The following is an 11,979-nucleotide window of genomic DNA, read 5'->3' as shown; positions in this document are numbered from 1 at the left end:
CTGTTATTAAATGATAGGGAGGTTGGTTGTATGGCTTGTAAAAATAGTATTCCTATCAAAAGGTGTGGAGATTGCCTTCATTTTAACTGCGAAGCCTACAGAGGAGTCGGCATTAAAGTATGTTATGAACTCGGTAACAATGAACTGCAGAAGACTGCCACGACAGTATCAGAGGGACGTAAAGCGTGTGATCAGTTTATTAGGGCTGATAGATTTAAGGTTGCTAATTAAATAAAAGGGGGATACATATTATGAAATCAACTGGTATTGTAAGAAAAATGGACGAGCTTGGGCGGGTAGTAATTCCTATCGAACTTCGTAGAACTCTTAATATCGCGGAAAAAGACGGTTTAGAAATTTATGTAGATCATGATCGGATTATTCTTCGTAAATATGAGCCTACTTGCGTGTGTATATTTTGTGGTAGTGGTGATGATATCATCAGCCACAAAAGTAAATTAGTTTGTAAGTCCTGCCTAGAATCCATGCGAAATCAAGCTATCTAAATTTAAGAAAGTGCGGCATTGTTTATCTCTTTGTCGCACTTTTACCTAAAGATATTTCCTGGGAATTATTAGTAGTAAGTGAGGTGGATCAAATGGGAGAAGCGCGTCGCCTGGTGATTCTTGATGAGTGGTCAGGCAAGTTTATGATCAATAATGAGATATATACTCCGTTAGCTCATAAGCTAGCCCAAAAATCTCAAGATCTTAAGCATATTCCAGTACCTGCGATATTGTTCATAGAAAATTTAGAGGGCAGCGGTAAGGACCGTAATAAACTCAAATATGCTCAAATCAGCAAACTGCCTGAGAAATGGCAAGATATTTTAAAACAAACAACGGGTCGGAATTTTTGCTATCTGGTCGAGGTATTCAAAAAGAATATTGAGAACATGACTTGGGCCCAGGTTGTCTTGGTAATCTACCGAGAGCTACGGAAGATTGATACTGATGGTGAGTTAAAGGCCTATGATATTGAAGAGTTTGGTGAGATTGCCTATAATGTCGGGACGGATTGGGATAGTAAGAATCGGCTTGTACCAAATCTATTAGAGGTAGACGGCAATTGGGATCTGATGAGGCAGCCAAGGCTATTTGAGGATGACATGACAATACGACGCGTGAAATGATTTTTCGAATACCTGTGTCATCGGTCAACAGTGAAAAACCGCTCCACTTGTAGGTGGAGCGGCAAGTAATAGAGTTTTAATTTATCATTTCAATAGCTAACTATTATATTTTGGTTCATCAGGATTTGAGTCTCCATTTGCATTATCTAGATTATCGTTAAAATCAGCAGCATCAAGCAATTCAGTAACCAATTCAGCATCAGAAACGCTTGAAAACATACCTGAAATAAGTGTTTTTTTCAAACTGATCACCTCCTGGTGATAGTTTGTCCAATCTATAAGTTTAAATGAGGTTCTATTAAAGGTTGATTTTGTTAAAAAAATTCTCCAGTATGTAGTATCTGTTAGGTGATTATGAATTATACAGAGGTGAGCACATGAAAGATAAATATAACTCCCCATGTTGGGGATGTGCAGTTGGCGAGTATTGCGACTATGACCCTAAATGGTGCAGAGATAATGCGGTAAGTAAAATAGCTACTGATGAGATGTATGAGCCTTCAAATTGTGCAAATTGGCGGTATAGAGGCGTAATGGCGATTAATAAGAAAACAGCGTAAATCGAGGTGGGAGAATGGCACGGGCTAGAAATATTAAACCAGGATTTTTTACAAATGATGAATTGGCAGAGTGTGAGCCTTTAGCAAGATTGTTATTTGCAGGATTATGGACAATATCAGATAGAGAAGGACGGTTAGAAGATAGACCAAAACGGATTAAAGCTGAGATATTGCCATTTGATAATTGCAATGTTGATGAACTTCTTAGTTCGTTACACGAGCAAGGATTTATTACTAGATATTTTATTGAAAGTATTGACTATATTCAAATTACAAACTTTGTTCGCCATCAAAATCCACATCCGAAAGAAGCTGCAAGTACTATACCAGCTATGCCAGGACATATTGATAGTGGTTGTATTCCTTACTATGTTCCACCGACACAAAGGCAACGCATTTTCTCCCGTGACAATTTCAAATGTCAAAAGTGTGATAGTACAGAACGATTAAGCATTGACCATATTATTCCGCGTTCAAAAGGTGGAACAAATGAAGATAGCAATTTACAAACATTGTGCATTTATTGCAATTCAGGTAAAGGTAATAGTCTGCAAGTTACTAGTAATTTAATTACACGGCAAGAAAGTGATAAGCAAGTTACAAAAAATGCGGATTCCCTATTACCTATTACTGAATCCATATCCCTATCCATAACTGAATCCAGCGCGCACGTACACGAGGATCTAAAAACTGTGGATAACTTTTTAAATACGAGTAGTGTAGATGACTTATACCCTTCGGGGAACTCTGGCGAGGAAACACCAGCGCGCATTGTGCCCGTTAATCAGGGCATTGTTGTAGAATCATCTGAGATTACCGGGAATTTGGAGTTTATGGCTTTTTGGCGTGCATATCCTAAAAAATCAGGTATGGAACTAGCCTTTCAAGTTTGGAGTGTATTAACGGCGCAGGGGGTTAAGTCAGCTGATTTAGCTTTAGCTGCTAGTAAGTATTCAATGCGTATGAAGGCTGATGGTAAAGCGGTGCAGTTCATGAAAAGTCCTTATAATTTCATGAATGAACAGGTCTATGTTAACTATTTGCCATACATTGCGACTGATTGCCCCAAGTGTAAAGGGCGTGGGTGGTATGTGGATCTGGTGCCAACTTCATGGGGAGGAGAAAAGGAAGGTACTATCCAGTGTGATTGTCGGGCTCAAATGGTAGTAGCGAGGGGATAGGGGGTGTAACATGGGGCCATGCATATACTGCGGTCGGTTAACAGCTGATGCAGAGGGGATTTGTTCTCACTGTCAACAACGTAAACAAGAGAAGAAAGTAGATATTAGTCCAGAGTTGCGCAGGCTGATGAGTATTGCTGAACGGATGTCAGAGCAATATCGTAAGCCATTTCGAGTGATTAAAAATCAACGTGGGGAGTTGCTTGTATTTTCATCCGTGGTACCGGTGGCTAATTTTTCGACTGTTATGTATGAGACAGGGGTGTAGGATGCGAATAAGTGAAGCTGAATTTAATTTAATCTGTCAGAAGCAGAAAAATAAAAGACCATCTGGCTCAAAAGAAAGTGAGATCCAAAAGAGTATTAAGCTGCATCTTGAATGGCATGGTTGGTTTGTAGTTAAGATTCATCAGAGTCTTGGTAGTTATAAGGGGATCGCTGATCTTTATGCGATTAAGGATGGTCGGCAGGTGTGGATTGAGGTTAAGACTCCTAAGGGTGTGCTTTCGGAGCATCAGGAGCGATTTAGGGATGATGTTGAGCGGCATGGTGGCGTTTATCTGGTGGCGAGGTCGGTAGATGATGTGAAATTACTTTGCAAGAAGGTGGTGTGATCATGAAAAAGTTTGAGCAGATTCCGATCAGAAAGCTTAGATTCTTCTTAGGGCGTAAGTGGCAAGTTCTTGGGATGGTTACGTTGTTGGGTGGTCGGACTTATGCGGTTGTTGGGAAGTAAGAAGTCTAAATTGAGGTAAAGGTGGGGTGGGAAAATGGCTGCTCCAAAGAACAGCCATTTTTATTAAGGTCTTTGAGGTTTCATTTGCGTATTAGTAGTCCTGTCACTTCTACGGTTTGAAAAATCTTTTGGATCACCCAAAGTGACATTTTTAGAATTACCTACGATTTTTTGCTTATGTACTATATCTTTTTCGGCGGGCATTTTATAGCCACCAAACGAGCCACTTACTGTATTCATGAAAATCACCTCCTGATAGTAGCTTATCCAGAAGTTGATGATTAATGTTGGTGAGTTAGTTAACCAATTATCAATTGCTATTAAATATGCAAAAAAAAGGCCCGAAAGCCTTTTATAAACATGAAAAAGATTGGAAGAAGTTAGCGTGGCCAACAACCCTGTCTAGGCCAACAACCTTGTCTAGGCCAGCAACCCTGTCTAGGCCAGCAACCCTGCCTAGGCCAACAACCTTGCCTAGGCCAACAACCTTGTCGTGGCCAGCAAAAATGACGAGGAGAACAACCAAAACCAAAACCAAAGCCTAAAAATAATTGTCGATCTTCTTCTGATCTGAACTCTGGCTCATCTGACCAATCTTCAATTTCAGGGTCCTCCCACTTGCGGCGATCCATATTTTAATATCACCTCCTGATTTACATCTTTTATACATAATATGAACTATGGTAAATAAGAGTGATTGATCTATTGCCAAGTGTAGAATACGAGATCATAAAAAAGAGCCCTCCACAAGAGGAGAGCTAAAATGGGAGAGGAATGATGGTCTAAAAACTAGGAGTAAGGTTATTATTTCCATATTTACAGTAAATATACCTCGGATAGAGGGGAAACGAACTTAAATAATGTGAGGTGAGAAGAAATGAAGCAAGTTTCGTTATTTCGAGAAATAATTATAGATAACTTTGCTGGCGGTGGTGGAGCTAGTACAGGTATCAGTGTAGCGATAGGACGTAGCGTTGATGTAGCAATTAATCATGATCCTTCTGCGATTGCCATGCATAAGATCAATCATCCAGATACAGAGCATTACCAAGAGTCAGTTTGGGATATTAACCCACTGACTGTTACAGGCGGCAGACCAGTAGCCTTATGTTGGTTCTCGCCGGATTGTAAGCATTTTAGTAAAGCAAAGGGTGGAAAGCCAGTTGAAAAGAAAATTCGTGGATTGGCATGGGTAGCAATTAGATGGGCAGCAGTCGTAAAGCCAAGAGTAATTATGCTAGAAAATGTTGAGGAATTTAAAACATGGGGCCCGTTACTTAAAAATGGGATGCCTGATACTAAACAAAAAGGCAGAACCTTTCAGTGTTTTGTAAATGCTCTCAAACGCCAAGGATACCAGGTAGATTGGCGAGAGTTAAAAGCTTGTGATTATGGAGCCCCTACAATACGGAAAAGATTATTCTTGATTGCTAGGTGTGATGGTCAGCAGATTGTATGGCCTAAAGCTACACATGGTGATCCTAAAAGTGAAGAAGTCAAATCAGGTAAGTTAAAACCGTGGAGAACAGCTGCTGAAATAATTGATTGGTCTTTACCGTGCCCTAGTATATTTGAGCGAAAAAAGCCATTAGCCGAAAATACCATGAGAAGAATTGCCCGGGGCATTCAGAGGTTTGTTATAGATAGTCCTGATCCGTTTGTTATTAAGGTTAATCATCAGGGTGAGGTTTTTAGAGCACAGAGTATTAATAATCCTTTGCAAACTATCACGGCTAAGAATGGATGGGGAATTGTTACTCCATATATTACGAGAATCGGGCAGACTGGTTTTGGTGGGGATAGGCTGCAATATGACATTCAAGACCCTTTAACAACTGTAGTTACCAAGGCAGAACATTTATTAATTACACCTACACTGATGGTTAATACGACAGGACACCCAGGAAGTAAAGTTGATGATCCAATAAAAACTATTACGACAGGTAATCAACAGTTTCTAGTAGCCCCAACATTAATCCAGTATCATGGCGAACAATCAGGTAAAGAGGTTAGAGGACAGGCTCTTGAAAAACCTCTGATGGTAGTAGACGCTTCACCAAGATATGCATTAGTAGCTAGTTTCTTAACAGCATTTTACGGCACTAGTACTGGTAGCAAGGTGACTGCTCCTGTACCGACAATAACAAGTAGTGGTCAGCATATAGGAGAGGTTAGGGCGTTTCTTTTAAAATACTACGGAACTGGCGAAGGTCAATCATTGAACGAGCCAATACATACTGTTACCACTAAAGACCGATTTGGACTAGTAACTATCAAAGGCCAAGATTATCAAATAGTAGATATCGGCATGAGGATGCTAGAGCCACATGAACTTTTTGCAGCACAAGGGTTCCCAAAGGATTACATCATTGACCGAGATTGTGACGGTAAAAAGCAATCTAAGTCGGCACAGGTTGCTCGGTGTGGTAATGCAGTACCTCCACCTTTTGCGGAAAGTCTTGTGAGGGCTAACTTGCCAGAGCTATGTGATAGTTACGACGAAGTACCTGCTAAGAAGAGGGCGTAGCTGTTACTGGCAATATATATAGTCGGTGCAGTAGTAAGTAATTATTCCTTTGATTTCAAAAAATCTAGCGGAGGTGTGCGAGTAGATGGATGATAACACAACATTTATACTTGGATTATTAATAATTTCGTTTCCTACTATTTTAAATAAAAGTAAGAGGTTAGTCAGGGCGTGGAGATTTAAACCTTCATCTAACGCCAAAATAGCAGCCAATAAAATAGTTAAATAATTTATAAAAAGGGAGGCTGAGACCTCCTTATTTCCGCGTTTAATAATAATTGATTTTGTGGGGGTATGAGAGATGGCAGAAATAGCAGTAAAAGTAGAGAAATCAGTAAATATAAATAAGTTAATTGAACAGGCTGTAGCTAAAGCAGTAAATGCTACTATGCTACTTGGAGTGGAAAAAGGAAAGAGTGAAGCTAAAAATTTGTTCAAGCAAACTGAAATACGTCTGTACGCTTATCCAGAGCTTATACGCAACATTATTAAATACAATTTAGATATCGATGATTTAGGAAAGGAAGGGGTTAGTGGTCGGTCAAAAGATATTGTCTTCTACAGTACCCATGGCGGTGGAACTAGGCTCAGTGCTGATGAGATTCAGGAAGCTAGAGTTATGATTCTGCAAAAGAAGATCTATCGTGATCAGACTGAGATTGATGAGATTGATTTTGCTTTAGAAGCGGTGCAGGAAGATGAATATTATAATGTCATCAGAATGAAATATTTTGAAGGTAAGTCTGATGAAGAGATAGCTGAGGACATTTCTTGTGATGCAAGCACTGTGCGGAGAAATAAAAGTAAACTGATCCGGAAAATTGCAGTTAAATTATATGGAGCTCAGGCGGTTAGTTAATGCACATTTGCGGTGCACAAATGATGCACTTTTACTGTGCACAAATAGGTGCTATAATGATTTTACGATAGAGAAAGTTTGAGCCGCCTGAGAGGGTGGCTTTTGTGTTGCAGGAATTTATTACCTTTTGCCGAAGTATGTAGGAAATGGTAAAAGGAGAATAAATTGGTTGGAAAAAGATGAATTTAATAAAGTACTGTTATGCATCTCTTGCGGAAATAAAACTTTGATGAATAAAGTCGCTAGTTACGAAAATAAAGTAGAAGACTGGACAAATTGTGAGTATTCTAATCAGCAAGAACTTTTAGGTATAAGTTATGATATATGGAATTTATATTTTTGTCCCGTATGCCATAATGTCACTCTTGAGCTAGCTCAATGGGAAACCTATAGTAGTTATCCTAAGATAGTATATGAAATAATATACCCAACTACAATATCAAAATCGCATGCTGTTCCGTTGCCGATTAAAAATGCATTTGAAGCCGCTCTGAAAGTAAGACATCTTGATGGGGCAATTTGTGCTTTATCAATAAGACGAACATTAGAAATGATGTGTAAAGAAGAAGGAGAAATAAAAGGGAATCTATACGAAAAATTGACAGCTCTAGGCAAAAGGGGAGTCCTTCCACCTATATTAGATAAAATGGCCTCAGTGTTAAGAACATTAGGTAATGATGCTGCTCATGCAGGAGATAAAGATTTTCCACCAGAGTTAGTATCTTCAATGATTGAGTTTACTGAAATTATACTGGACTATGTCTATGTACTTCCAAGTAAACTTGCTGAAATTCAGTCAGATATTGATAAAGAAAAAACAAAACCTGAAACAGATGTAACCAAGGTGGAAATTACAGATTTATCTACCTAAGATTTCAAAGGTTGAGGCGTTTAGTGATGGAGGTTTCTATTATCGCGCGAATTTTTTTTCGATCAATATACAAGATTAGACTAAAAAAGGGAGGGAAATATGGATTTATCTAGTTTCGATGTATCTGATTTCGCTAATATTATGTTCTATTTAGGCGCGATGGTTGCGCTTAATACTAGTATAAATAAAGTTAAGATTAAGGTTTGTAGTGTGATTATATTAACTATAGGTGCTGTTATTCAGATATTATCAAGTATGAAGAGCTTATCGTCAGTTCTTAGTGCTTGTATGTTATGTACGATAATCTTTATGATGCCTATAAAATGGGCTGAATCCATTGAACTTTTTTTTACCGAACAAAAAGAAAAAGAAAAAGGAAAAAGTTATATGAATAAAAAGTTTAGTAATTTAATAGCGTCGGTAGTAATATTTTTTTGTTTAGCGTTATTTGTTTTGGCGTGGAACTGGTATTGGGTAAAAAATGATCCTGCTGTGCAAGGTCTTATTTTCGGATTATTATTTTCGTTGCTTGGTGCAATTGCTGGCGGATTGGCTAGTGGTTATGGTAGTTATTTAGGTGGTATAAAAGGGGCAAAAATTAATAATCAATTAAATGAGGAACAACGAGAGAAGATTTGTCGTAATTTATTAATAAAACAATTAAAATTTACTTTAGATTTACATAATAAAATTATTAAAAATAGAACATATTTTCAATATGAACATATAATTTATGATCCACAATGGAGACAGTATGTGGGAGAAATTGATTTTTCTTCTGACGAATTTAATGCAGTAATAGATTGGTTTGTAGAACTTACGTATTTACAATCACGTTTTAAAGAAGATCGAACGTATAATTTGAGTCAAAATGCAAATATGGAACGTGTAACTCATCTTAATGAACTTAAAGAGAGCATGGAAGGTATAATAAAGGGATAAATTTTCTTATGATCCGTATTATTTCTGGACAAGCATATACGAATTAGTACAAATGCAATCCACCCATAAACCCAATAAAATCAGCCATCAACAGCACTGCTGTACTAAAAAGTACGGTAAGTGCTGTTTTTTAATATAAAAAAATAGGAGCGTGATACACGTGAAATGCCACACAGACTGCGCTTGCAACCTCAGTAACGAGTGCATGCGCTCAAGTTTTAATTTACTTTCAGCCAAGTGCAAAGACAGAATAATACCCAAGAAGGAGAAAAGAAATGCCAATAACCGATAATATAAAGATACACTGTACCTACAACGACCTAGCAGACATTACAACACTAATACCAAATCCAAAGAATCCAAATACACACCCACAAAAACAAATCGAATTACTAGCCAAGATAATCAAAAACCAGGGCTGGCGTGCTCCCATTACAGTGAGCAACCGCTCTGGTTTTGTTGTACGTGGTCATGGGCGACTACTGGCAGCTCAATTACTTGGCGTGTCTCAGGTACCGGTTGATCGACAGGATTATGCCAGTGAAGCTGAAGAGTGGGCTGATCTGATCGCTGACAACCGCATAGCTGAATTATCCCAAATAGATGATAATCTACTGGCCAGTTTGCTCTTTGAAATAAACTTAGGCGATATCGATATGGACCTTACTGGATTTACAGATAAACAAATCGATAATCTTCTTGCTGACTTTAATATTGCAAAAGTCAAAGAAGATAACTTCGACGCGGCTGCAGCCGTAGCAGAGATAAAGGAACCTATAACAAAGCCGGGTGATGTATGGCAGCTTGGTCAGCATCGTTTGATGTGTGGCGATGCTACGATGATTGCCGATATTGAGAAACTCATGGATGGTAAGTTGGCGGCCATGGTATTTACGGATCCGCCTTACAATGTCGCATATGAAGGCGGGACAGCCGATAAGCTAACCATCAAAAATGATAATATGCCGGCAGAAAGGTTTAAGCAATTCCTTCATAATGCTTTTACATCAATGATTACGGTGACAGAGCCGGGTGGTGCCATATACGTATGTCATGCCGATTCAGAGGGGAGTAATTTTCGCGGAGCTCTCCAGGATGCAGGTTGGCTATTTAAACAGTGTCTTATTTGGGTGAAGAATCAGTTTGTGCTTGGCCGCCAAGATTATCAATGGCGCCATGAACCGATTTTATACGGATGGAAACCAGGCGCAGCTCATAAGTGGTATGGTGGCCGTAAACAGAGTACCGTAATTGAAGATGATATGCCTATAGTAATACAGCAAGCTGGTGAAAGTACTGTGATTACTATTACTTCAGGTATTAGCACCGTTGTATTAAAAGTCCCGAGTTTTGAGATCCTTCATACAGGCACGGATGAGGATGCCACTGTCTGGCGATTTGAAAGGCCATTGCGTAATGGTGAGCATCCAACGATGAAACCTATAGGACTTTGTGCTAAGGCAATCCAAAATAGTAGCAAGCCTGGTGAGATCGTTGCAGATTTCTTCGGTGGCTCTGGCAGTACCTTAATGGCCACCGAGCAGACTAATCGTGAATGTAGGACAATGGAATTAGATCCAGTATATTGTGATGTAATCATTCGCCGTTGGGAAGAATTTACTGGTCAAAAGGCAGTTTTAGTGAAAGGAAGTAATTAATTTGGATATTATTCATGCAAGTGGAGTACCAGTGCATTGTTCTTACAGTGAAATTGCTGATATTACAACTTTAACACCGAATCCACGTAATCCTAATCAGCACCCTGAGAAGCAAATTGAGCTATTAGTCAAGATCATAAAACATCAAGGCTGGCGGTTGCCAATAACCGTTAGTAATCAGTCAGGGTTTATAGTAAGAGGTTATGGACGTTTATTAGCCGCCTTGAGTTTAGGTGTTACTGAGGTTCCTATTGATAAACAAGATTATGAAAATGAAGCCGATGAATGGGCAGATCTAGTTGCAGATAATCGTCTATCTGAATTATCGAATATGAACCCTACAATGCTAAAAGAACTACTTGATGAATTAAGGGAAACGAAATTAGATATGGACTTAACCGGCTTTACTGATGCCGACCTAGAAAAACTTGTCATTGAATTTGGAGTTCCTGATCAAGAGTTTAAGGAATATGACGAATCTATTGAAAAGGACGTCAAGAAGGTGGTGTGTCCGCATTGTGGTGAAGAATTCCCTGTTTAAAGTAGTATCAACTTTTGCAGGATGTGGTGGCAGTTCGTTGGGCTATAAGTTGGCAGGTGGCAAAGTGTTGTTGGCTGTTGAATGGGATGATAATGCGGTTGAAACATATCGAATGAATCATTACAGTACGGATATTTATCATGGTGATATTGCTAAGCTTTCAGTTGCCGAAGTATTGCAAAGGACCAGCTTAAAAGTCGGCGAACTTGATATATTTGATGGTAGCCCACCGTGCCAAGGTTTCAGTTCTGCTGGTAAAAGAGAATTGTATGATTCACGGAATCAATTATTCCGTGAATATGTGAGACTTTTGCAAGGTTTGAAACCTAAAGTATTTGTTATGGAGAATGTTTCTGGCATGGTCAAAGGCAAAATGAAATTAATTTTTGCTGACATTATGCGAGAACTCAAAGCATCTGAATATCAAGTATCAGCAAGACTGATGAATTCCATGTATTTTGGGGTTCCGCAGTCGCGGCAAAGGATGATATTTATTGGTGTCAGAAATGATCTTGATATGCGGCCAAGTCATCCAAAGCCTCAAGTTAGACCGATTACTTTCCGAGAAGCTTGTTACGATCTTCGAGGAAATAATCCTGATGATAGAATGTTGGGGAATATGCTTTTAAAAATGGCTAAGCTACAGCCTGACAAATGGAAGTCTGATATTAATGTCTATAAGCATGTTAAAGGTAATTTAGCTAGCTCTATATCAACTCATTGGATAGGATGGGACAGGGTTTGTAAAACGCTCGTAAAATCCGAAATAAGCACATCTGGCCTAATCCATCCTGATCGTGAACGGTATATATCATTAGCTGAAGCTAAAAGGATTTCTTCGTTCCCAGATGATTTCAAATTTGTGGACCGAACATCCGGTATCGTAAGAATGGGGAATTGCGTGCCACCAAAACTTATGGAAGCTGTAGCAAGGTACATTTACAATAATATTCTTTTAAAGGTTCAATAAAT

Annotated in this window: 17 protein-coding genes; 14 read left to right on the top strand and 3 right to left on the bottom strand. The window is 38.9% G+C overall.

Going from position 1 to position 11,979, the window contains the following annotated elements; genetic code table 11:
• The first annotated feature begins 30 nt into the window (after positions 1-30).
• From ACAN52_RS13440 to ACAN52_RS13430, 3 genes are all read left to right on the top strand, one after another.
• Positions 31-231: a hypothetical protein gene (locus tag ACAN52_RS13440; protein ID WP_378955413.1), complete on the top strand. Its 201-nt coding sequence runs from the start codon at positions 31-33 to the stop codon at positions 229-231.
• A 20-nt stretch (positions 232-251) separates the two neighbouring features.
• Complete coding sequence (locus tag ACAN52_RS13435) at positions 252-506, top strand: AbrB/MazE/SpoVT family DNA-binding domain-containing protein (RefSeq protein WP_378955412.1); 255 nt, start codon at positions 252-254, stop codon at positions 504-506.
• Between the two features lie 92 nt (positions 507-598).
• Positions 599-1,132 carry a putative metallopeptidase gene (locus ACAN52_RS13430; RefSeq protein ID WP_378955411.1) on the top strand — a complete coding sequence of 178 codons (534 nt, stop codon included), beginning with the start codon at positions 599-601 and terminating at the stop codon, positions 1,130-1,132.
• Between the two features lie 96 nt (positions 1,133-1,228).
• On the opposite strand, the gene ACAN52_RS13425 is transcribed toward ACAN52_RS13430, so the two are convergent.
• A complete protein-coding gene (locus tag ACAN52_RS13425; RefSeq protein WP_378955410.1) occupies positions 1,229-1,375 on the bottom strand; it encodes a hypothetical protein in 147 nt (48 codons plus the stop codon).
• Positions 1,376-1,706: 331 nt separating this feature from the next.
• On the opposite strand from ACAN52_RS13425, the gene ACAN52_RS13420 reads away from it, so the two are divergent.
• The 4 genes from ACAN52_RS13420 to ACAN52_RS13405 are packed head-to-tail and all read left to right on the top strand — an operon-like array spanning position 1,707 to position 3,609.
• Positions 1,707-2,873, top strand: a complete 1,167-nt coding sequence (locus ACAN52_RS13420; protein ID WP_378955409.1) for an HNH endonuclease — start codon at positions 1,707-1,709, stop codon at positions 2,871-2,873.
• Positions 2,874-2,883: 10 nt separating this feature from the next.
• Entirely contained in the window at positions 2,884-3,141 is a 258-nt protein-coding gene (locus tag ACAN52_RS13415) for a hypothetical protein (protein WP_378955408.1), read from the top strand.
• Between the two features lies 1 nt (position 3,142).
• Positions 3,143-3,487, top strand: a complete 345-nt coding sequence (locus tag ACAN52_RS13410) for a VRR-NUC domain-containing protein (RefSeq protein ID WP_378955406.1) — start codon at positions 3,143-3,145, stop codon at positions 3,485-3,487.
• Positions 3,469-3,609, top strand: a complete 141-nt coding sequence (locus tag ACAN52_RS13405) for a hypothetical protein (protein WP_378955405.1) — start codon at positions 3,469-3,471, stop codon at positions 3,607-3,609. Before ACAN52_RS13410 ends, ACAN52_RS13405 begins: the two co-directional genes overlap by 19 nt.
• Positions 3,610-3,672: 63 nt before the next feature.
• Here the strand turns inward: ACAN52_RS13405 and ACAN52_RS13400 are convergent, their stop codons facing one another.
• Positions 3,673-3,849, bottom strand: a complete 177-nt coding sequence (locus tag ACAN52_RS13400; RefSeq protein ID WP_378955404.1) for a hypothetical protein — start codon at positions 3,847-3,849, stop codon at positions 3,673-3,675.
• 140 nt (positions 3,850-3,989) lie between these two features.
• Positions 3,990-4,241 (bottom strand): hypothetical protein, encoded by a 252-nt coding sequence (locus ACAN52_RS13395; protein ID WP_378955403.1) that lies wholly within the window; start codon positions 4,239-4,241, stop codon positions 3,990-3,992.
• Positions 4,242-4,486: 245 nt separating this feature from the next.
• Here ACAN52_RS13395 and ACAN52_RS13390 point away from each other — a divergent pair, with 245 nt between their 5' ends.
• The 7 genes from ACAN52_RS13390 (at position 4,487) to ACAN52_RS13360 (ending at position 11,977) form a co-directional block, all read left to right on the top strand.
• Complete coding sequence (locus ACAN52_RS13390; protein ID WP_378955402.1) at positions 4,487-6,136, top strand: DNA cytosine methyltransferase; 1,650 nt, start codon at positions 4,487-4,489, stop codon at positions 6,134-6,136.
• 301 nt (positions 6,137-6,437) lie between these two features.
• On the top strand, positions 6,438-6,995 hold the full coding sequence (locus ACAN52_RS13385) for a hypothetical protein (RefSeq protein WP_378955401.1): 558 nt from the start codon (positions 6,438-6,440) through the stop codon (positions 6,993-6,995).
• 169 nt (positions 6,996-7,164) lie between these two features.
• Positions 7,165-7,866 (top strand): DUF4145 domain-containing protein, encoded by a 702-nt coding sequence (locus tag ACAN52_RS13380; protein WP_378955400.1) that lies wholly within the window; start codon positions 7,165-7,167, stop codon positions 7,864-7,866.
• A gap of 99 nt (positions 7,867-7,965) precedes the next feature.
• The gene (locus tag ACAN52_RS13375; RefSeq protein ID WP_378955399.1) at positions 7,966-8,808 is read left to right on the top strand and encodes a hypothetical protein; all 843 of its coding nucleotides are present in this window, start codon (positions 7,966-7,968) and stop codon (positions 8,806-8,808) included.
• Between the two features lie 275 nt (positions 8,809-9,083).
• Positions 9,084-10,466: a site-specific DNA-methyltransferase gene (locus ACAN52_RS13370; RefSeq protein ID WP_378955398.1), complete on the top strand. Its 1,383-nt coding sequence runs from the start codon at positions 9,084-9,086 to the stop codon at positions 10,464-10,466.
• A 1-nt stretch (position 10,467) separates the two neighbouring features.
• Positions 10,468-11,007, top strand: coding sequence for a ParB/Srx family N-terminal domain-containing protein (locus ACAN52_RS13365; RefSeq protein ID WP_378955397.1), 540 nt, complete (start codon positions 10,468-10,470; stop codon positions 11,005-11,007).
• Positions 10,985-11,977 (top strand): DNA cytosine methyltransferase, encoded by a 993-nt coding sequence (locus ACAN52_RS13360; protein ID WP_378955396.1) that lies wholly within the window; start codon positions 10,985-10,987, stop codon positions 11,975-11,977. Before ACAN52_RS13365 ends, ACAN52_RS13360 begins: the two co-directional genes overlap by 23 nt.
• Positions 11,978-11,979: the final 2 nt, after the last annotated feature.

The organism is Pelosinus sp. sgz500959 (assembly GCF_042610375.1).
Lineage (GTDB): Bacteria > Bacillota > Negativicutes > DSM-13327 > DSM-13327 > CTSoil-075.
This window is presented reverse-complemented; position numbering and strand designations above follow the sequence as displayed.